Here is a 19,163-nt window from a genome sequence, read left to right on the forward strand (position 1 = left end):
CGCCGATAAACTCCGGTCGTGAAAGTCCTCGCCATCCATCTCGCCCCCGGCACTCGGCTTCCGGTCAAGTCCGTCGACGCGGTGGCCGCCGAGGCCGGCAAGGGTCTGGTCGGCGACCGCTACCACGGCACACGGAACCGGCAGGTCACCATCCAGTCCCAGGAGTTCCTCGACCAGGCGGCGGCCGATCTCGGTTACGCGTTCGACCCTGGTGCCACCCGGCGCAACATCACCGTGGATACCGGCGAGATCCCCACCCGGCCCGGTACCCGGCTGCGGATCGGCGACACCGAACTGGAGGTGGTCCGGGTGGCGGCACCGTGCCGGCTACTCGACGACAGCGTCGGCCCGGGGGCGGCGGCGGCGTTACGACGCCGGGCCGGCTCGGCGTGCCGGGTGCTGACCTCCGGGACGATCCGCGTCGGAGATGCCGTCGAGATCAGCGCAGCGAGTACCGAATCGGAAGGTGCTTGACGCCGCCGACAAAAGTGCTGGCGGCGATTTGAGCTTCCCCGGCCAGCTCGATGGACTCGATCCGCGGGATAAGTTCGGAGAAGAAGCTGTTCATCTCCATACGGGCCAGCGAGGCGCCCAGGCAGAAGTGCACGCCATAGCCGAACGACAGATGCTTGTTCGGGTCGCGGCCCACATCGAATCGCATCGGGTCGACGAATACGTCCTCGTCCCGGTTGGCCGAAACATAGGACAGCAGAACCGATTCCCCCTTGGCGATCGGCACGCCACGAATCTCGGTGTCGGCCTGTGCGGTCCGCATGAACTCACGCACCGGCGTCGCGCAACGGATCATCTCCTCGACCGCGGTGCCCATCAGGCTGGGATCGGCTTTGAGCCGCGCCAATTCGCCGGGGTTGCGCAGGAGCTCGAGGAGCCCGGCGGCGATGCCCGCGCTGGTGGTGTCATGCCCGGCGCTGGCCACGATCACGTAGTAGGACAGCGTGTCCATGTCCGACAGCGGCGCGCCGTTGATCGTCGCGTTGGCGACCGCCGAGGCGAGGTCCTCGGTCGGAGTTTCACGGCGCGAGGCAGTAAGTGCGGCGAAGTAGGCGAAGAAGTCCATCAGGGTGGCCAGCAGTGCCTCCTGGTCGATGTCGCGCTGAAACTCCGAGTCCTCGCTGCCGAACAGTTCCTGGGTGAGCTTGAGCATGCGAGGGAAGTCCGACTCGGGAAGGCCGAGCAGCGTCAGGATGACGTACAGCGGGTAGTTGACCGCGATCTCCTGGGCGAAGTCGAGTTCCGGCCCCTTCTCGACCATGAGGTCGACGTACCGCTTGGCCAGCTCGTCGCAGCGCGCCTTCAACACCCGCAGCGCCGACGGCTTGAACCAGTCGGCGCCGATCTTGCGCAGATCGCGGTGATGCGGATCGTCGATGTGGATCAGCGTGGCCAGCCCGGCGCCCGCCGCACGGTCCGCCCGCATCTGCGCATCCAGCGCCGCAGGCAGCAACACCGCCCGCGGGTCGTTAGTGAACAGGTCATTTTGGCGTTCGATGTCCATGATGTCGGCGTGCTTGGTGATCCCCCAGAACGGGTCGAAGCCGTCGACGTCCACCCAGGACACCGGGGCCTGGGCACGCAGATGAGTCAGCGCCTCGTGCAGCTGCTTCTCGTCGGTGTAGGACGTCGGGTCGGCCAGCACGCGCCCGGCCGGGTCCATGATCCGTGTGGTCATCTGTTGTTGCTCCTCGCCGGGCGGTGATCGGATGTAATCTAGAACGAACTCGTTCCAGATTATGACCGGGACCACAAATGGTCAAGGATGGACCCATGGCAGTCGACGGCCGCACCTACGGCGGGCTCACCGCGCAGCAGCGCTCGCAGGAGCGCCGCAAACGGCTGCTCGACGCCGCACGCACGCTGGTCGCCGAGGTCGGCGTCGCCCCGCTGACCGTCGACCTGGTCTGCCAGCGGGCCGCCCTGAGCAAGCGCTACTTCTACAAGGAATTCGCGACCAAGGACGATCTGCTCGACGCCTACGCCGACGATCTGTACACCAGGATCCACGCCGGCGCGGCCGAGGTGGTGCGCACGGCCCCGATGGACGAGCGGGTGAACCGCTCGGTTCGCCTCACACTGCGACTGCTGGCCTCCAGTCCCTCAGATGCACGCCTCTACATGGAGTCACCCGGATTTCCCCGGCTGCGGGCACGCCAACAGCGCGCGGTCCGAGAGATCACCGATCTGATGGCGGCGCAGGGCTTGCCGATGACGGGCAAGCCGAAGCCCTCGGTGGACCGGGTGCTGGCGACACGGGCATTGGTCACCGCCACCACCGAGCTCATCACCGGCTGGCTGCAGGGCGACATCGACACCGACGAGGACACCTTGGTCGCCACGATCACCGCCGTCTCGCTCGGTGCGGCGACCAACATCTGAGAGCTACTTCCCGAGCCCCTTGACCATGAACCTGCCGACGGTTTCCACCGCACGGCGCCGGCTCATCAGGCGGGTGTTGATGAGCGTGAACACGTGGTTGGCCCGGCCCGGGGTCACCATATGCTTGCGCCCGATGGCCGAAAGTATCTCTGCTGCACAGTCATCGCGATCGGCGATCTGCCACTTCGGGTACTTCGACAGCGCGTCGCCCTGGGTGTTCATCAGGCCCGCCGATACCACGAGGACCTCTACCCCGGTGTTGCGTAACTCGAACCAGAGCGCCTCGCCGAAGGCGATCTGGAAGGCCTTGTTACCGGCGTAGGCCCCGGTGTACGGCGTAGGCGTCAGCCCGGCGGCCGAGGACACGATGACCACCGCACCCGTTCCCCGAGTGACCATCAGGTTCGCAAGCGGGTGAATGAGATTCACGTAGGCCCGGGCGTTGATGTCGATCATCGCGTTGTGCACATCGAGATCCATGTCGAGGATCTTCGGAGTGTCCTTGGGGGTGAACATGTGGTTGCAGATCAGCACATCGACGTCGATATCGCTGAGCGCGTTCAGGATTCGCGGGTAGGATGCGAGTTCGGCGAGGTCCGCGGCGATCGGCCGCACCTCGATGCCGTATGCCTGACGCAGTTCGGCGGCCCTGGCCAGAAGATCCTCGTCTAGGACGTCGACCAGAACCACATTGATCCTGCGCTGGGACAGTTGACGGGCAAGCGCGTAACCCAGCCCCTCGCTGCGGGCGCTACCGGTGACCAACGCCCATGATCCGGCGAAGCGGTCGAGCGGATGTCCAGATGTCATGAGAGTCCCACTGCCTCAGAGTTTTTCGCCGGACTGGGTCAACACGAGATCCACCGCCTCGTCCAACGCTCCGGTCATCGCGCCGTAACCACCCGGTGTCGAGCGGGCATGCAGCAATGCTCCGGAGAAGACCATGTGCAGCGTCGCGGCGATCACGGGCGGATGGCCTGGCCCCAGTGAGGCGTTGATCCGCCGACCGACTTCACCGGCGATCTTCATTCGGACCGCCGCGACCGCGGGGTCGTCGGCGATGATCGCGATGGTGCAGGCGTCGGCCAGATAGGGCCGGTCGGCCATCAGCAGCAGCAGGCTGCGCAGCTGCGCCTTGACCCGGGTCGCGGCGCTGTCGTTGACGTCGGTGAACGTCGGGGCGTCGAGCAGCAACCGCAGGTACACCTCGGCGACCAACGCCTCCTTGGACGGAAAGTAGGTGTAGGCGGTCGTCGGTGAGACACCGGCCCGAGCCGCCACCGAGCGCACCGTCAGATCGCTGTAGGGGACTTCGGTCAGCTCCTGGACCGTCGCATCGAGCACCTTGCGGATACTTTGTTCAGACCGCAGGTTCTTGCGTCGACGGACCGGCGGGTCGACAACCTCGGCGGACGTTTTTCCGGACACCTGTTCAGATTAAGCAGTGGGCGGCCGCTTGGCAAGAACAGGCTGGGCGGACCGATCGGCGGCCGCGACGACCGCATCGGTGATCACCCGCACCAAGTGGCTGTCCAGCTTCCAGCACTGCCAGAACAGCGGGATGTCGAGGTGCTCGTCGCTGATCCGGACGAATGAGCCCGCCGCAAGGTCGGGTGCGGCCAGCATCTCCGGAAACATCCCCCACCCGAGGCCCGCGCGAACCGCGGCGCCGAATCCCTCCGCAGTCGGAACGTAGTGCGTCGGCCGGTCGATATCCCGACGGAAAGCCTTGCGAATCAACATGTCCTGTAGGGCATCGTCACGATTCCACGCCATCGACGGGGCGCCGGCCACGGCCCGGGCGGTGAATCCGCCGGGTAGGTAACCCTCGACGTAGCCGGGGCTGGCCACCGGCACGTACCGCATCACTCCCAGCGGCCGCACGCGACAGCCGGCCACCGGAGTCCGCTCGGTGGTGACCGCACCCATCACCGTTCCCTCCCGCAGCAGGCGCGCCGAGAGGTCCTGGTCCTCGATCCGGACGTCCAGGAGCACCTCCGGCAGTGCCTGGAACACCGCGGTGAACCAGGTCGACATCGAGTCGGCGTTCACGGCGATCGACACCCGGGCCACCTGACCGTCGGCGCCCGTCTCCCGCAGGGCCTCGGACTCGAGCAACGCCATCTGGGCGGCCAGGCGGAGCAGCGGCACGCCGGCCTCGGTTGCCGCACAGGGCTTCCGGCGCACCACCAGAACCTGGCCGACGCGCTGCTCCAGAGCTTTGATCCGCTGACTCACCGCCGACGGGGTGACGTGCAGCCGGTTGGCGGCCGCGTCGAAGCTGCCCAGTTCGACCACCGCGGCGAAAGCCACCAGTTGGTCGCCGTCGATCGCCACATTAGTAATTCTAACTCTGATGAAGAATCTTTAGGTGGACTTCACCAGTGGGCGTCCCTAGCGTCGAGGACGTGACCTCACCCCTGCTCATCGGTTTCGTGACCGCCATGACTCTGATCGCGGCCATCGGCGCACAGAATGCGTTCGTGCTGCGACAGGGCATTCGGGGGGAACACGTTCTGGCAGTGGTCAGCGTCTGTGCCATCTCCGACCTGCTGCTCATCACAGCCGGCATCGCCGGCGTCGGTGCCCTCATCACCGCCCATCCGCAAACCGTCACGATCGCCAAGTTCGGCGGCGCGGCGTTCCTGTTCGGCTACGGGGCACTGGCCGTCCGTCGTGCCCTGCGCCCGTCGACGATGACTGCAACCCCCGACGGGCCGGCCCGGCTGATCTCGGTGCTCCTGACCTGCCTCGCCCTGACCTTCCTCAACCCGCACGTATATCTCGACACCGTCGTGCTGCTGGGCACGATCGCTAACGAGCACGCGCAGGGCCGATGGCTGTTCGGCGTCGGTGCGGCCAGCGCGAGCCTGGTGTGGTTCACCACCCTGGGGTTCGGAGCACGCCGGTTGGCCGGACTGTTCGCCACCCCGGTCACCTGGCGGATCCTCGACGGCGTGATCGCGGCGACCATGATCGGACTGGGTATCTCCCTGGTCGTCACCTGATCGAGTCACCATCGACCCACTTGAGTCCGGTCCGACCCTGCATTTGAGCTAATGTCGCGCCGTGGGCACGCACTTGAGCAGGCGTGGATTCCTGGGAGTCGCCGGAGCGGCCGGATTGCTGTTCGCCACGGCATGTTCGACGAACGGCTCCGGGGGCTCCACTCCCAAATCGGTCACCGTCAAACACATCTTCGGCGAGACCACCTTGACGGCGCCGCCCAAACGGGTGGTCAGCGCCGGGTTCACCGAGGCCGACGACCTGCTGGCCGTCGGCGTCGTCCCGATCGCCGTCACCAACTGGTTCGGGGATCAGCCCTTCGGCGTATGGCCCTGGGCCGCGCCCAAACTCGGCGGCGCACAACCCGTTGTACTCAACCTGGACAACGGGATTCAGGTTGATGCGATCGCCAAACTCAAACCCGACCTCATCGTCGCCATCAACGCCGGACTCGATGCGGACACCTACCAGAAGCTCACCGCCATCGCACCCACCATCGCCCAATCCGGCGGCGACGCCTTCTTCGAACCCTGGAAAGACCAGGCCACCGCCGTCGGCACCGCAGTGTTCCAACCCGACAAGATGAAGCAGGTGATCGCGGGCGTCGACACCAGGTTCGCCGACGTGGCCAAGAGCAATCCCGGCTTCAAAGACAAGAAGGCACTGCTGCTGGCCGGCAGCTTCTACGGCGGCACCCTCACCGCGACCCTGCCCGGGTGGCGCACCGAATTCCTGACCGAAATGGGCTTCCAGATTCCCGACGGCCTCGGCGCGTTCGCCGTCGACGACCACCGCGCCGCAATCCCGCGCGACAAACTGGGCGAGGCCCTCGACGGCGCCGACGTACTCATCTGGTCCACCGAAAGTGACGCCGACCAGGCCGCACTGCTGGCCGATCCCGGCGTCGCCGCACTGGGCGCAACCAGGAAGAACCGCAACGTGTTCACCGGCAAAGACCTGGCCGGGGCGATCGCCTTCGCCTCGCCGCTGTCCTATCCCGTGGTGGCCGACCAGTTGCCGCCGCTGCTCTCGCGCGCGCTCGGCTGAGCGAAGCATGCTTGGATAACACCCGTGACAAGCAGCCAGACCGACGCCGCACGACAGGACGCACCCATCCCGGGTTTCGCACAGGTCGGCTCTCGCTACTATCCGGTCCTCGTCGCCGTCTTCACCGCCCTGGTGATCATCTCCAACGTGACCGCGACCAAAGGTGTGGCGTTCGGGCCGATCATCACCGACGGCGGATTCATCGTGTTCCCGCTGACCTACGTGATCGGCGACGTGCTCTCCGAGGTCTACGGCTTCAAGGCCGCCCGGCGCGCCATCATCCTGGGCTTCGCGATGAACGGCCTGGCCGCTCTGGCCTTCTGGGTCACGATCTACCTGCCTGCCGCCGACTTCTACACCAATCAAGAACATTTCGAGAACGTCGTGCACGCCTACACCCAATTGATCGTCGCCGGACTGGCCGGATTCATCGTCGGGCAGACCATCAACGCCTGGACCGTTGTCAAGATCAAGGAACGCACCAAGGAGAAACACCTCTGGGCGCGGCTGGTGGGCTCGACCTTCGCCGGCCAACTCGGCGACACCCTGGTGTTCTGCAGCATCGCCGCCGGAGCCATCGGCATCACCAGCTTCGGCGATTTCGCCACCTACACCGCGCTGGGCTGGATCTACAAGACCGCCGTCGAGGTGGTCATGCTGCCGGTCACCTATCGCGTCATCGCCTACATCAAGCGACACGAACCCACCTACACCGCCATGGTGTGACGGCCGCGATAAATATGGGCAATCTGGCAGCTCTGAGTCTTTGGTAAGGCAGCTCTGGCAGTGCTCCAAAACCCGCGAACCCCAACCGAAGACGGATCTACCGTCGGCGAATGAGTGTGACGACAGATCTGATGGTGTCCAACACGATCCGTGACTACGGCGATCACGCACTGCTGCTGGAATGCCAGTCCACCGACGAGGTGCTGACGTTGACCGCAGCACTGAACCGCGCGCAGATCACCGGTGTGCTCGACATCGTGCCCGGTGCCCGCACCGTGCTGGTCAAGCTCGCCGGGCCGCGCCACCAGAGCACCGCGCGGCAGCACCTGAGCAGGCTCGCCATCGACGAGTCCGGCGAGTCCGCTGGGCGGGACGGCCACATCGACGTAGTGATCGACGTCGTCTACGACGGCGCCGACCTTGTCGACGTCGCCCGTCACACCGGCCTGGACATCGCCGGTGTCATCGAGGCGCACACCGCGACACCCTGGCGGGTCGGATTCGGGGGATTCGCACCAGGTTTCGCCTATCTGATCGACGGTGACGCACGGCTGAACGTGCCGCGGCGCAGCGAGCCACGCACGAAAGTCCCCGCCGGATCAGTCGGTCTGGCAGGAGAATTCAGCGGCGTCTATCCCCGCCAGTCGCCCGGCGGGTGGCAGCTGATCGGCCGTACCGAAGCGGTGCTGTGGGACATCAACCGGCCCCAGCCGGCACTGCTGCTGCCCGGCATGCGGGTGCAGTTCCGGGCGGTGTGAGGAGGCGATGTGATCACCCTGGAGATTCTGCGCACCGGTCCGCTGGCCCTCGTCGAAGACCTCGGCCGCCCCGGGCTCGCACACATGGGAGTCACCCGATCCGGAGCCGCCGACCGGCGGGCACACAAACTGGCCAACCGGCTGGTCGCCAACCCCGACGACTGGGCCACCGTCGAGGTGATGCTGGGCGGATTCTCGGCCCGCGTCCGCGGCGGCGACCTCGACATCGCGGTGACAGGTGCCGACACCGATCCCGCGGTGAGCGGAGTCCCGTTCGGCACCAACAGCATTCATCACGTCCGCGACGGTGAGGTGATCTCGCTGAGCGCGCCGCACGCCGGCGTACGGTCCTACCTCGCGGTGCGTGGCGGGATCACCGTCGACCCGGTACTGGGCTCACGCAGCTACGACATGTTGTCGGCGATCGGGCCCCGGCCGCTGCAGGTCGGTGACATCCTGCCCGTCGGGCCGCACACCGATGACTATCCCGAGCTCGACCAGGCGCCCGTGGCCGCCATCGCCGATGACCTGATCGAACTGCGGGTGGTCCCCGGCCCTCGCGACGACTGGTTCACCGACGCCGACGCCCTGGTGCACACCGACTGGACCGTCAGCGACCGCAGCGACCGGGTGGGCACCCGGCTGATCGGCCCGCCGCTGACCCCACGCTGGCCCGACCGGCAGCTGCCCAGCGAGGGAGCCACCCGCGGGGCCATCCAGGTGCCGCCCAACGGCCAACCGGTGATCCTGGGCCCCGACCACCCGGTGACCGGTGGCTACCCCGTGATCGGGGTGGTCACCGACGCCGACACCGACACGATGGCCCAGATCCGGCCCGGCCAGAAGGTGCGCCTGCACTGGACCCGGCCGCGTATCTCAGCGGGGATGCCCGCGGACTGGTAGAGCTGTCGGTGTGCACGCGCAGGTTCACACCGCCCGGCTGATTCACACCAGCGACCTGGACAACGACATTCGGCAGCAGGCCCACCACTTGCTGACCGAGGCATTCGGCGGATTCGCCGAGTTCACCGATTCCGACTGGGAGCATGCGCTCGGCGGCATGCACGCCGTCATCGTGCATCGCGGGGCTCTGATCGCCCACGCGGCGGTGGTCCAGCGACGCCTGCTCTATCAGGGCACCGCGCTGCGGTGTGGTTATGTCGAGGCAGTGGCCGTCCGCGAGGACTGGCGCGGGCAGGGGCTGGGCCACGCCGTCATGGACGCCATCGAACAAGTGATCCGCGGGGCCTATCAGGTCGGTGCGCTCAGCGCGAGTCCCGCCGGGGAGAAGATCTACCGGCCACGGGGCTGGCTGCAGTGGCAGGGGGCCACGTCGGTGCTGACGCCGACCGGACCGATCCGCACGCCCGACGACGACGGGTCGATCTTCGTCCTGCCGGTCGAGCTGAACATGGACCCGAATGCCGAACTCGCCTGCGATTGGCGCGACGGCGACGTGTGGTGACGCCAGCTCCATAGTGCGGTATATATATCGTCGGCTGACGAATTCCGGCTGGATCGCGATAGACCCTGAGTTTGGGTCCTGACAGTGATTGCACAACAGCATGTTTCGTACGATTGCCGCCGCAAACTGCCGGTTCGACGCGTTCGAGAGACGGATCAGGGGCTTCCGCAGCAGCGCCGTGTTGCTGGCAAGTCGCTGTGAAACCGCAGGCGGGGCCGCTATTGCAGCTATATAACGCCCGTGATATAGATTCCTGGTGGGTATCCAGCTAACCGACAGCGATGTCAGCGAATGCGTCGGTGAGCTTCTGGATCACGCCATCGATCTCACCGCCCGATTCCTCGCCGACCGCGCCGAATTGAGCACCACTGCGGCGTACACCTTGAACCGGACCGACCGCGAGGGCCCGATCAGGCTGACCACCCTGGCCGCCCGTGAAGGAATCAGCCAGCCCTCGATGACCCAACTCATCCAGCGACTCGAACGCGCCGGACTGGTGACCAGGCTGCCCGACCCCGGCGACGGCCGGGCCGCCCTGATCGACATCACCGACGCCGGAAGGACATTGCTCGACCAGCGACGTCGCCAGCGCCGGCAGCGGTTGACCACGTTGCTTGCCACCCTGACCCCCGAGGAGCAGTGCACGCTGTGGCATTCGGCCCAGGTGGTACTGCCCATCATCCACAAGCTCGCCGCCAGCGCCGACAGCGCGGCGAACGACTGCGCGGGACCCACGATGGAGACCGAGTAGGTCCGACGGCCGACTCTCTAGCAGAAGGTATCGAAAGGTGTTGAGATGAAGGCGGTTCCGGTGGTCCGCGGCCTGAAGAAGTTGTGGATTCCGCTGGTGTTGATCGTGGTGCTGGCGGTCTCGGGGCTTGTCGTGTCCCGACTGCACAAGATGTTCGCATCCCAGAATCTCAACGCCAGCGCGGGTGCGGGGATCGAGATCGTCCAGTTCAACCCCAAGGTGCTGGTTTACGACGTCTACGGCACGCCGGGAACCACCGCCCAGATCAGCTACTTCGATCCGGAGGCCAACGTGCACACGGTCAGCGTTCCACTACCGTGGTCGGTCACCCTGTCGACCACCCTTCCCGCCGTCAGCGCCAGCCTGATGGCACAGACCGACGGTGATCAGATCGGATGCAGAGTGACAGTCAATGGTGTTGTCCGCGAGGAGAAATCAGCCGATGGTGTCAATGCCCAGACCTACTGCCTGGTGAAGTCCGCATGACCCACACCATCGCCACCGAACCCGGCGCGAACCAGAAGCGCCCGGCGCTGCCGCACCTGATCCGCATCCTCGCGGTGCCGATCATCCTCTTCTGGATCGCCGCCGCCGTCGCCGTCAACATGCTCGCACCCGCGCTGGAAGTCGTCGGTGAGATGCACGCGGCGCCGATGGCTCCCTACGACGCCCCATCGATGATCGCGATGAAGAAGATGGGTGCCGACTTCCAGGAGTTCAACTCCAACGCCACGATCATGGTCGTGATCGAGGGCCAGCAGCCGCTGGGCCCCGAGGCGCATGCCTACTACGACGAGATCATTCGCAAGCTGCGCGAGGATCCCGGACACATCCAGCACATCCAGGATTTCTGGGGCGACACCCTGACGGCGGCGGGTGCCCAGAGCGCCGACGGCAAGGCGGCCTACGTGATGCTGAACCTCGCCGGCGAGCAGGGTCAGACCCTGGCCAACGAGGGCGTCCAAGCCGTGCGCGACGTCATCGCGGGCACGAAGGCGCCCCCCGGGGTGCAGGCCTATGTGGCGGGCCCGGCCGCATTGACCCACGACACCCACGTCATCGGCAACGCCAGTCTCGCCGAGATCACCTTGATCACGCTGATCGCGATCGCGGTCATGCTCCTGGTGGTCTACCGCTCAATCCGGACCACGCTGATCCAGTTGTTCCTGACATTCCTCGCGCTGCTGACTGCACGCGGTGTGGTCTCTGTGCTCGCCTACAACAACGCCTTCGGGCTGACGACCTTCGCCGGGAACATCCTGACGATGCTCGCCATCGCGGCGGCCACCGACTACGGCATCTTCATCTTCGGCCGATACCGCGAAGACCGCGGGATGGGCCTGGACCGCGACGACTCCTATTACGCCACGTTCAAATCCGTCGCACCCGTCATCGTCGGATCCGGCTTGACCATCGCGGGAGCGACCTACTGTCTGAGCTTCGCCCGGCTGCCGTACTTCACCACCATGGGAGCTCCGGTGGCGATCGGCATGCTCGTGGTCGTGGCGATCTCCGTCACGCTCGGCCCCGCCGTGCTCTACCTGGGCAGCCGGGTGGGGCTCTATGAGTCGAAAAGGCCGCCGCAGAGCCGGTTCTGGCGCCGGGTCGGCACCGCGGTGGTGCGCTGGCCCGCACCGATCTTCGTCGCCAGCCTACTGGTGGTGCTGCTCGGCCTGGTTGCGATCCCGGGTTACAAGCCGGCCTACAACGACCGCTACTACATGCCCACGGACGCGCCGGTCAACATCGGATTCGCCGCGGCCGACCGGCATTTCACCCAGGCCCGGATGAACCCCGACATCATGATGATCCAGGCCGATCACGACATGCGTAATCCCGCGGACATGCTGGTGCTCAACAAGATCGCCAGCAACGTCATGCATACCGACGGCATCGCGATGGTGCAGAGCATCACCCGGCCGCTGGGCATTCCGATCCAGCACAGCTCGATCCCGTTCCAGACCAGTGTCGCCGGCCAGACCACCAACATGAACCTGCCGTTCCAGCAGGATCAACTGGCCAACCAGCTCAAGACCGTCGACGCGATGAACACCTCTCTCGACATCCTGGAGAAGCAGTACCAGTTGTCGCTCAAGCAGACTCAGCTCACCCAGGACTCGGCGGCCAAGTCGGCAGACCTGCTGGAGACCACCAAGGCGCTTCGGGACAACATCGCCAACTTCGACGACCAGTTCAGGCCGCTGCGCAACTATTTCTACTGGGAACCGCACTGCTTCGACATCCCGCTCTGTTCGGCGACGAAATCCCTGTTCGATTCCCTGGACGGCATCGACGAGGTGACCGACAAAACTCAAGCGGTGCAGGGCAATACCGACCAGCTGGCCAGCCTCGCGCCGCAGCTGACCGCCCTACTGCCCCAGACGATTGCGTCGATGAAGGTCAGCCGGGACCTCGCGCTGGCGTCGTACAACAATCAGAAGGCACTGCTCGACCAGATGCAGGCCAGTAATGACACCGCGCTGGCCATGGGCTCGAGCTTCGACCAGGCGAAGAACGACGACCTGTTCTTCCTGCCGCCGGAAGCCTTCCAGAATCCGGACTTTCAGCGCGGTTTGAAGATGTTCATGTCGCCGGACGGCAAGTCCACCCGAATGTTCATCACCCACGAAGGCGATCCCGCGACCGTGGACGGCATCGCCAGAGTCGACGCCGAGCGCAAGGCCGCCCAGGAGGCGCTCAAGATGTCGTCGCTGTCGAACGCCAAGGTCTATCTCGGCGGAGTCGCGGCGACCTACAAGGACATGTCCGACGGCGCGCGGTATGACCTGCTGATCGCGGTGGTGTCGTCGTTGACGCTGATCTTCATGATCATGCTGATCCTGACGCGCAGCGTGGTCGCCGCATCCGTGATCGTCGGCACCGCGGGCAGCTCGATCGCCGCGTCCTTCGGTATCTCGGTGCTGATCTGGCAGAACCTCCTCGGCATCCAGGTGCAATGGCTGGTCATGCTGATGTCGGTCATCATCCTGCTGGCGGTTGGCAGCGACTACAACCTGCTGCTGGTCTCACGGTTCAAAGACGAGATCCATGCCGGGCTCAAGACCGGCATCATCCGCTCGATGGCCGGCACCGGCGGCGTGGTGACGTCGGCCGGGCTGGTGTTCGCCGCGACGATGGCGGGGATGATGTTCAGCCAGCTGACCGTGCTGGCCCAGATGGGGTCGACGATCGCCATCGGCCTGCTGATCGACACCTTCATCGTCAGGTCACTGCTGATGCCCTCGATCGCGACCCTGCTCGGCCGCTGGTTCTGGTGGCCCCAGGTGGTCTACCCACGCGGCAACAACCACTTCCGGGCGCCGCAGACAACGCCGCCCACATCGCCGGCCAGCGACGCGGACACCGCGGAAGTGCACGCCGGGGCGTAACTACTGCCAGCGGCCGAGGATCTCGCGCGCCCGCACCGCCAGTGCGGCCTGCCAGAACGGTCCGAAGCTGATGCGTCCCACACCGAGCGGCCCGAACGTGGCCGGGTCGTCGGACTCCGGCAGCGCGATCGCGTTGATCGGCAGTGGCAGTTCGGTGGCCAGCCGGCGCAGCGTGTCGTCGTCATGCCGGCCGACCGGATAGAGGACGTCGGCACCCGCGGCGGCGGCTTCGGCGAGCCGGGCGATGGCACGCTCCACCCGATCGGAGGCATCGCCGTCCTGGCGCAGGAACAGATCGGTGCGGGCATTGACCACCACGTGGACCCCGGCCGCGTCGGCGGCAGCGCGCAATGCACCCACCAACTCGGCATGCTCCGCCGCGGACCGCAGTCGGCCGCCCTCGGAATGCACGGTGTCCTCGATGTTGAGGCCGACCGCCCCTACGCCGAGCAGGCCGTCGATCAAGCGCGCGGCCGCCAGCCCGTAACCCGATTCGATGTCGACCGAGATCGGGACGTCGACCGCCGCGGTGACCTGGGCGACGCGCGCCAACAGGTCGTCGAACGTCATACCTTCGTTGTCGGGCTTGCCGATGGAGTCCGCGACCGGGTGGCTGCCAACGGTCAGCGCGCGGAATCCGGCGTCGACGGCGAGCTTGGCCGACCAGGCATCCCAGACCGTCGGCAGAACCACGGGATTACCGGGCTGATGTAGCGCCAACAACACCTCGGCGCGGTCGGCAAGGATGGTGTGGTCGGTCATGGCAGCACTCCTTCTGTTCATCTGTGGGTTGGGTGGTGCAACACGGCGCTGTCGAGACTCTTACCGGACGTGACTTGTCTCACGTTTCCTTCAGGACGTGGCTAACATCGGGTGTCGTACTGTGATCCGTAACACCTTCAGCCTCGAGGAGGTCCGTTGTCCACCACCACCGAATTGACCGAACTGCACCATCTCATCGGCGGATTGCGGCGGTGCGTGACGTCTCTCAAGTCGAAGTACGGCGACTCCCCGGCAATGCGCCGAATAGTCAACGACGCCGAGCGAATCCTCAATGACGTCGAGCTTCTCGATATAGATGCCAATGAGCTCGAACTGAGCCAGCAAACCATTGTGGTGTCCGGCGAGAAGATCCCGATCCCGGACACTCCATACGACAGCGCCTTTTGGCGCGACGTCGATGACGAGGGTGTCGGCGGGCACAACCGTCACTGACCCGCTTTTTACCGGGTGCCGTGATCTAGGTACCCTCCGAACAGTTCATGCGAAGGGGATCACAGTAGATGAGCGCACCTGCGGGTAACCGCCCTGCGACCGGCGTCTTCTCACCGGGTCGCGCCCAGATTTCGCAGCGCACGCTGCGGACCGACAACTGGCTGAAGTCACCGATCGTCACCGACCTCGGCTTCGCCGCGTTCATCATCTACGCGACGGTGCGGGCGTTCCAGCGCGACCACTTCTTCGTGCCGCAGTACCACTACCTGACGCCGTTCTACTCACCGTGTCTGAGCAAGGCGTGTGGGGAGGCCAGTGACTTCTGGCCGCAGATCCTGCCCGACACCGGTGTGCTGTCGCTACTGCCCTATGCGTTGCTGTCGCTGCCGTTCCTGCTGCTGTTCCGGCTGACCTGCTACTACTACCGCGGCGCCTACTACCGCTCGGTGTGGCAGGCTCCGACCGCCTGCGCCGTGGCCGAGCCGCACGCGAAATACACTGGGGAGACCCGGCTTCCGCTGATCATCCAGAACACCCACCGGTACTTCTTCTATATCGCCGGCATCATCTCGATCATCAACACCTACGACGCCATCGTCGCCTTCCACTCCGACAAGACCGCCAGCGGTTTCGGATTCGGGCTGGGCAACGTCATCCTGGTGGCCAACGTCGTGCTGCTGTGGATCTACACCCTGTCCTGCCACTCCTGCCGCCACATCGCAGGCGGCCGGCTCAAGCACTTCTCCAAGCACCCGGTTCGCTACTGGGCCTGGACCCAGATCAGCAAGATCAACACCCGCCACAAGCTGTTCGCCTGGATCACCCTGGGCAGCCTGATGTTCACCGACTTCTACGTCATGCTCGTGGCCAGTGGCACTATCTCTGACCTGAGATTCATTGGCTGACAAGCAGTTTTATACACATAGTTTGAGTGAGGACACATGACGGTTGAAGTCGAACGGCATTCCTACGACGTTGTCGTGATCGGTGCCGGCGGCTCGGGTCTGCGCGCAGTCATCGAGGCTCGCGAACGGGGCCTCAAGGTCGCCGTGGTGAGCAAGTCGCTGTTCGGTAAGGCCCACACCGTGATGGCCGAGGGCGGCTGCGCGGCGGCCATGCGCAACGTCAACACCAAGGACAGCTGGCAGGTGCACTTCGGTGACACCATGCGTGGCGGCAAGTTCCTCAACAACTGGCGGATGGCCGAGCTGCACGCCCAGGAAGCCCCCGACCGGGTGTGGGAGCTGGAAACCTACGGCGCCCTGTTCGACCGCACCAAAGACGGCCGGATCAGCCAGCGCAACTTCGGTGGCCACACCTACCCGCGGCTGGCCCACGTGGGTGACCGCACCGGCTTGGAGATCATCCGCACCCTGCAGCAGAAGATCGTGTCGCTGCAGCAGGAGGACAAGGCCGAGCTCGGCGACTACGAAGCCCGGATCAAGATCTTCCACGAGTGCGCGATCACCGAGCTGATCAAGGACGGCGATAAAATCGCCGGCGCGTTCGGCTACTGGCGCGAGACCGGCAAGTTCATCCTGTTCGAGGCGCCCGCGGTCGTGCTGGCCACCGGCGGTATCGGCAAGTCGTTCAAGGTGTCCTCGAACTCCTGGGAGTACACCGGTGACGGCCACGCGCTCGCGCTGCGGGCCGGTTCGGCGCTGATCAACATGGAGTTCATCCAGTTCCACCCGACCGGGATGGTCTGGCCGCTGTCGGTGAAGGGCATCCTGGTCACCGAGGGTGTGCGCGGTGACGGCGGAGTTCTGAAGAACTCCGAAGGAAAGCGCTTCATGTTCGACTACATCCCCTCGGTCTTCAAGGGCCAGTACGCCGAGACAGAGGAAGAAGCCGACCAGTGGCTCAAGGACAACGACTCCGCGCGCCGCACGCCTGACCTTCTCCCCCGCGACGAGGTGGCCCGCGCCATCAACACCGAGGTGAAGGCCGGCCGCGGCACCCCGCACGGCGGCGTGTACCTCGACATCGCCACCCGCATGACGCCGGAGGAGATCAAGAAGCGTCTGCCGTCGATGTACCACCAGTTCCTGGAGCTGGCCGAGGTCGACATCACCAAGGACGAGATGGAGGTCGGACCGACCTGCCATTACGTCATGGGCGGAATCGAGGTCGACCCGGATACCGGCGCCGCGGCCACCCCCGGCCTGTTCGCCGCGGGCGAGTGTTCCGGCGGTATGCACGGTTCCAATCGTCTGGGCGGTAACTCGCTGTCGGATCTGCTGGTGTTCGGCCGTCGCGCCGGGCTCGGCGCCGCCGACTACGTGCGGGCGCTGTCCAGCCGGCCGGCGGTGTCGGAGGAGTCCGTGACGGCCGCCGCCGAACTGGCGCTCGAGCCGTTCAAGGGCCCGCAAGGCGAAGCCAAGCCGGAGAACCCCTACACCCTGCACGCTGAGCTGCAGCAGACGATGAACGACCTCGTCGGCATCATCCGCACCGAACCCGAGATCAACGAGGCCTTGGCCAAGATCGAGGAATTCAAGGTCCGTTACCACAACATCGAGTCCAGCGGCGGCCGCGAGTTCAACCCGGGCTGGCACCTGGCCATCGACATGCGCAACATGCTGCTGGTCAGCGAGTGCGTGGCCAAGGCCGCACTGGCACGCACCGAGAGCCGTGGCGGTCACACCCGCGACGACTACCCGCAGATGGATCCCGAGTGGCGGCGCACGCTGCTGGTCTGCCGGACCGCAGGCGACGCTGTGGTGCCCGATGTGACGGTCACCAAAGAAGTTCAGCCGCCGATGCGCGAGGATCTGCTTGAGGTCTTCGAGGTCGAAGAACTCGGCAAGTACTTCACCGAAGAGGAATTGGCGCAGCATCCGGGACGGAGGACGCAGTGAGCTATCTGGCGAAGCTGAGGGTGTGGCGCGGCGACGACGAGGGCGGTGGCCTTCAGGACTACTCGGTCGACGTCAACGAGGGTGAGGTCGTCCTCGACATCATCCATCGCCTGCAGGCCGAGCAGACCCCGGACCTCGCGGTGCGGTGGAACTGCAAGGCAGGCAAGTGCGGTTCGTGTTCTGCGGAGATAAACGGCCGACCGCGGCTGATGTGCATGACCCGGATGTCGACGTTCGCCGAGACCGACACCATCACCATCACCCCGTTGCGTACCTTCCCGGTGATTCGCGACCTGGTCACCGACGTCTCGTTCAACTACGAAAAGGCCCGCGAGATCCCAGCATTCGCGCCGCCGAAGGATCTGCAGCCCGGTGAGTACCGGATGGCCCAGATTGACGTCGAGCGCTCGCAGGAGTTCCGCAAGTGCATCGAGTGCTTCCTGTGCCAGAACGTCTGCCACGTGGTGCGTGACCACGAGGAGAACAAGCAGGAGTTCGCCGGCCCGCGCTTCCTGATGCGCGTCGCCGAGCTTGACATGCACCCGCTGGACACGCTGGACCGCAAGGACATGGCCCAGGAGGACTTCGGTCTGGGCTACTGCAACATCACCAAGTGCTGCACCGAGGTGTGCCCCGAGCACATCAAGATCACCGACAATGCGCTGATCCCGATGAAGGAGCGCGTGGTCGACCGCAAGTACGACCCGGTGGTGTGGCTCGGCAATAAGTTGTTCAAACGGAAGTAGACGCCTTTTCCACGAGCGTGAATCCACTGCCAGTATTCGGTAGAGGGTTCACGCTCGTTGGCATGTGGGTAGCCTCCCAAACATGGGAACCTCCCACAGCATCAACGAGATTCGCACCGCGATCCGCGAGTTGTCGGCGCGCGCCGAGCTGGCCCGAAAAGAGGGCCGGTCCGAGGACGCCGACGAACTCGACAGGCGCATCGCGGGCTATCGCGACGAACTCGCCGAGCGGCCCTGACGGCCACGGCGCCGGTCAGACTGGGCTAGCTGCCCAGCCTGCGGAATGCGCTGCGATGGAACACGATCGGCGCAACGTCGTCGTGCACGGTGATGTCGGTGACGCGGAGAATGACGATGGTGTGGTCGCCGGCCGGCACCAGCTGCTCGATGGCGCTCTCCAGCCACACGCTGGTGCCGTGGATGAACACCGCGCCGTTGCGTGACTCGGTCTGCAGCCCGGCGAAGCGGTCGCCGGTCTTGGCGGCGAGCGTGCGGGCTGCCTGGTCGTGCGCCTCGCCGAGCACGCTGATGCCCAGCGTCGGCAGGTCCTGAAGTTTGGGCCAGGTCTCCGAGGTGTTCTGCACACAGAACGACACCAGCGGCGGATCCAGTGACACCGGGACGAAGGTGGAGGCGGCCAGTCCCACCCTGGTTCCGCCCACTTCGGCGGCGATCGCGATGACACCGGTCGGGAAGTGGCCGAACGCCTCACGCAGCGAACTCGAACTCAATTCGGTATTGCCCATTTGCTCCCAATCATGGCACGTCAGGCCCGTCATTGCCCGGCGTCGTCCCTACGCGATCT

The 19,163-nt window shown here is 65.5% G+C and carries 22 protein-coding genes; 16 read left to right on the forward strand and 6 right to left on the reverse strand.

All coding sequences use genetic code 11. From position 1 onward, the window contains the following. Positions 1 to 18: 18 nt before the first annotated feature. The gene (locus HBE64_RS22815; protein ID WP_167107577.1) at positions 19 to 474 is read left to right on the forward strand and encodes an MOSC domain-containing protein; all 456 of its coding nucleotides are present in this window, start codon (positions 19 to 21) and stop codon (positions 472 to 474) included. Here the strand turns inward: HBE64_RS22815 and HBE64_RS22820 are convergent. Beyond that, positions 440 to 1,690 (reverse strand): cytochrome P450, encoded by a 1,251-nt coding sequence (locus HBE64_RS22820; protein WP_167107579.1) that lies wholly within the window; start codon positions 1,688 to 1,690, stop codon positions 440 to 442. The two genes, HBE64_RS22815 and HBE64_RS22820, sit on opposite strands and share 35 nt — an antisense overlap. A 95-nt stretch (positions 1,691 to 1,785) precedes the next feature. On the opposite strand from HBE64_RS22820, the gene HBE64_RS22825 reads away from it, so the two are divergent. After that, positions 1,786 to 2,394 (forward strand): TetR/AcrR family transcriptional regulator, encoded by a 609-nt coding sequence (locus HBE64_RS22825; RefSeq protein ID WP_167107582.1) that lies wholly within the window; start codon positions 1,786 to 1,788, stop codon positions 2,392 to 2,394. Between the two features lie 3 nt (positions 2,395 to 2,397). On the opposite strand, the gene HBE64_RS22830 is transcribed toward HBE64_RS22825, so the two are convergent. The 3 genes from HBE64_RS22830 to HBE64_RS22840 are packed head-to-tail and all read right to left on the reverse strand — an operon-like array spanning position 2,398 to position 4,731. Then, positions 2,398 to 3,204 carry an SDR family oxidoreductase gene (locus tag HBE64_RS22830; RefSeq protein WP_167107585.1) on the reverse strand — a complete coding sequence of 269 codons (807 nt, stop codon included), beginning with the start codon at positions 3,202 to 3,204 and terminating at the stop codon, positions 2,398 to 2,400. A gap of 15 nt (positions 3,205 to 3,219) precedes the next feature. Next, a complete protein-coding gene (locus HBE64_RS22835) occupies positions 3,220 to 3,822 on the reverse strand; it encodes a TetR/AcrR family transcriptional regulator (RefSeq protein WP_167107588.1) in 603 nt (200 codons plus the stop codon). Between the two features lie 9 nt (positions 3,823 to 3,831). Beyond that, on the reverse strand, positions 3,832 to 4,731 hold the full coding sequence (locus tag HBE64_RS22840; RefSeq protein WP_167107591.1) for a LysR family transcriptional regulator ArgP: 900 nt from the start codon (positions 4,729 to 4,731) through the stop codon (positions 3,832 to 3,834). 71 nt (positions 4,732 to 4,802) lie between these two features. Here HBE64_RS22840 and HBE64_RS22845 point away from each other — a divergent pair, with 71 nt between their 5' ends. The 9 genes from HBE64_RS22845 (at position 4,803) to HBE64_RS22885 (ending at position 13,536) form a co-directional block, all read left to right on the forward strand. Further along, a complete protein-coding gene (locus HBE64_RS22845; RefSeq protein WP_167107594.1) occupies positions 4,803 to 5,402 on the forward strand; it encodes a LysE/ArgO family amino acid transporter in 600 nt (199 codons plus the stop codon). Positions 5,403 to 5,463: 61 nt separating this feature from the next. Next, positions 5,464 to 6,447, forward strand: coding sequence for an ABC transporter substrate-binding protein (locus tag HBE64_RS22850; RefSeq protein WP_208300532.1), 984 nt, complete (start codon positions 5,464 to 5,466; stop codon positions 6,445 to 6,447). Positions 6,448 to 6,471: 24 nt separating this feature from the next. Further along, positions 6,472 to 7,173 (forward strand): queuosine precursor transporter, encoded by a 702-nt coding sequence (locus HBE64_RS22855; RefSeq protein WP_208300533.1) that lies wholly within the window; start codon positions 6,472 to 6,474, stop codon positions 7,171 to 7,173. A 110-nt stretch (positions 7,174 to 7,283) separates the two neighbouring features. Further along, on the forward strand, positions 7,284 to 7,931 hold the full coding sequence (locus tag HBE64_RS22860) for an allophanate hydrolase subunit 1 (RefSeq protein WP_167107597.1): 648 nt from the start codon (positions 7,284 to 7,286) through the stop codon (positions 7,929 to 7,931). A 9-nt stretch (positions 7,932 to 7,940) separates the two neighbouring features. Beyond that, positions 7,941 to 8,834 carry a 5-oxoprolinase/urea amidolyase family protein gene (locus HBE64_RS22865; RefSeq protein ID WP_167107600.1) on the forward strand — a complete coding sequence of 298 codons (894 nt, stop codon included), beginning with the start codon at positions 7,941 to 7,943 and terminating at the stop codon, positions 8,832 to 8,834. A 10-nt stretch (positions 8,835 to 8,844) separates the two neighbouring features. After that, positions 8,845 to 9,396 carry a GNAT family N-acetyltransferase gene (locus HBE64_RS22870; protein ID WP_167107603.1) on the forward strand — a complete coding sequence of 184 codons (552 nt, stop codon included), beginning with the start codon at positions 8,845 to 8,847 and terminating at the stop codon, positions 9,394 to 9,396. A gap of 256 nt (positions 9,397 to 9,652) precedes the next feature. Beyond that, a complete protein-coding gene (locus tag HBE64_RS22875; protein WP_243841427.1) occupies positions 9,653 to 10,147 on the forward strand; it encodes a MarR family winged helix-turn-helix transcriptional regulator in 495 nt (164 codons plus the stop codon). A 45-nt stretch (positions 10,148 to 10,192) separates the two neighbouring features. Continuing rightward, on the forward strand, positions 10,193 to 10,633 hold the full coding sequence (locus HBE64_RS22880) for an MmpS family transport accessory protein (RefSeq protein ID WP_167107606.1): 441 nt from the start codon (positions 10,193 to 10,195) through the stop codon (positions 10,631 to 10,633). Further along, positions 10,630 to 13,536, forward strand: a complete 2,907-nt coding sequence (locus tag HBE64_RS22885; RefSeq protein WP_167107609.1) for an RND family transporter — start codon at positions 10,630 to 10,632, stop codon at positions 13,534 to 13,536. Before HBE64_RS22880 ends, HBE64_RS22885 begins: the two co-directional genes overlap by 4 nt. Here the strand turns inward: HBE64_RS22885 and HBE64_RS22890 are convergent, their stop codons facing one another. Continuing rightward, positions 13,537 to 14,298 carry an isocitrate lyase/phosphoenolpyruvate mutase family protein gene (locus HBE64_RS22890; RefSeq protein WP_167107612.1) on the reverse strand — a complete coding sequence of 254 codons (762 nt, stop codon included), beginning with the start codon at positions 14,296 to 14,298 and terminating at the stop codon, positions 13,537 to 13,539. 156 nt (positions 14,299 to 14,454) lie between these two features. On the opposite strand from HBE64_RS22890, the gene HBE64_RS22895 reads away from it, so the two are divergent. From HBE64_RS22895 to HBE64_RS22915, 5 genes are all read left to right on the forward strand, one after another. After that, positions 14,455 to 14,751, forward strand: coding sequence for a hypothetical protein (locus tag HBE64_RS22895; protein WP_167107615.1), 297 nt, complete (start codon positions 14,455 to 14,457; stop codon positions 14,749 to 14,751). 68 nt (positions 14,752 to 14,819) lie between these two features. Then, on the forward strand, positions 14,820 to 15,656 hold the full coding sequence (locus HBE64_RS22900) for a hypothetical protein (protein ID WP_167107618.1): 837 nt from the start codon (positions 14,820 to 14,822) through the stop codon (positions 15,654 to 15,656). Between the two features lie 36 nt (positions 15,657 to 15,692). Next, positions 15,693 to 17,612: a fumarate reductase/succinate dehydrogenase flavoprotein subunit gene (locus tag HBE64_RS22905; RefSeq protein WP_167107621.1), complete on the forward strand. Its 1,920-nt coding sequence runs from the start codon at positions 15,693 to 15,695 to the stop codon at positions 17,610 to 17,612. After that, complete coding sequence (locus HBE64_RS22910; RefSeq protein ID WP_167107624.1) at positions 17,609 to 18,358, forward strand: succinate dehydrogenase/fumarate reductase iron-sulfur subunit; 750 nt, start codon at positions 17,609 to 17,611, stop codon at positions 18,356 to 18,358. The genes HBE64_RS22905 and HBE64_RS22910 overlap by 4 nt, the downstream gene beginning before the upstream one ends. A gap of 82 nt (positions 18,359 to 18,440) precedes the next feature. Then, the gene (locus tag HBE64_RS22915) at positions 18,441 to 18,596 is read left to right on the forward strand and encodes a hypothetical protein (protein ID WP_167107628.1); all 156 of its coding nucleotides are present in this window, start codon (positions 18,441 to 18,443) and stop codon (positions 18,594 to 18,596) included. A 25-nt stretch (positions 18,597 to 18,621) separates the two neighbouring features. On the opposite strand, the gene HBE64_RS22920 is transcribed toward HBE64_RS22915, so the two are convergent. Next, the gene (locus tag HBE64_RS22920) at positions 18,622 to 19,104 is read right to left on the reverse strand and encodes a flavin reductase family protein (RefSeq protein WP_167107631.1); all 483 of its coding nucleotides are present in this window, start codon (positions 19,102 to 19,104) and stop codon (positions 18,622 to 18,624) included. Positions 19,105 to 19,163: the final 59 nt, after the last annotated feature.

Origin of the sequence: Mycobacterium sp. DL592 (genome assembly GCF_011694515.1) — a bacterium.
In the GTDB taxonomy this organism is placed as follows: domain Bacteria; phylum Actinomycetota; class Actinomycetes; order Mycobacteriales; family Mycobacteriaceae; genus Mycobacterium.

What these genes read in the sequence shown, in the direction of transcription:
- HBE64_RS22820 (WP_167107579.1), bottom strand. Translation starts at nt 1,690, where the DNA reads ATGACCACACGGATCATGGACCCGGCCGGGCGCGTGCTGGCCGACCCG.
- HBE64_RS22825 (WP_167107582.1), top strand. Translation starts at nt 1,786, where the DNA reads ATGGCAGTCGACGGCCGCACCTACGGCGGGCTCACCGCGCAGCAGCGC.
- HBE64_RS22830 (WP_167107585.1), bottom strand. Translation starts at nt 3,204, where the DNA reads ATGACATCTGGACATCCGCTCGACCGCTTCGCCGGATCATGGGCGTTG.
- HBE64_RS22860 (WP_167107597.1), top strand. Translation starts at nt 7,284, where the DNA reads ATGAGTGTGACGACAGATCTGATGGTGTCCAACACGATCCGTGACTAC.
- HBE64_RS22880 (WP_167107606.1), top strand. Translation starts at nt 10,193, where the DNA reads ATGAAGGCGGTTCCGGTGGTCCGCGGCCTGAAGAAGTTGTGGATTCCG.
- HBE64_RS22885 (WP_167107609.1), top strand. Translation starts at nt 10,630, where the DNA reads ATGACCCACACCATCGCCACCGAACCCGGCGCGAACCAGAAGCGCCCG.
- HBE64_RS22890 (WP_167107612.1), bottom strand. Translation starts at nt 14,298, where the DNA reads ATGACCGACCACACCATCCTTGCCGACCGCGCCGAGGTGTTGTTGGCG.
- HBE64_RS22900 (WP_167107618.1), top strand. Translation starts at nt 14,820, where the DNA reads ATGAGCGCACCTGCGGGTAACCGCCCTGCGACCGGCGTCTTCTCACCG.
- HBE64_RS22905 (WP_167107621.1), top strand. Translation starts at nt 15,693, where the DNA reads ATGACGGTTGAAGTCGAACGGCATTCCTACGACGTTGTCGTGATCGGT.
- HBE64_RS22915 (WP_167107628.1), top strand. Translation starts at nt 18,441, where the DNA reads ATGGGAACCTCCCACAGCATCAACGAGATTCGCACCGCGATCCGCGAG.
- HBE64_RS22920 (WP_167107631.1), bottom strand. Translation starts at nt 19,104, where the DNA reads ATGGGCAATACCGAATTGAGTTCGAGTTCGCTGCGTGAGGCGTTCGGC.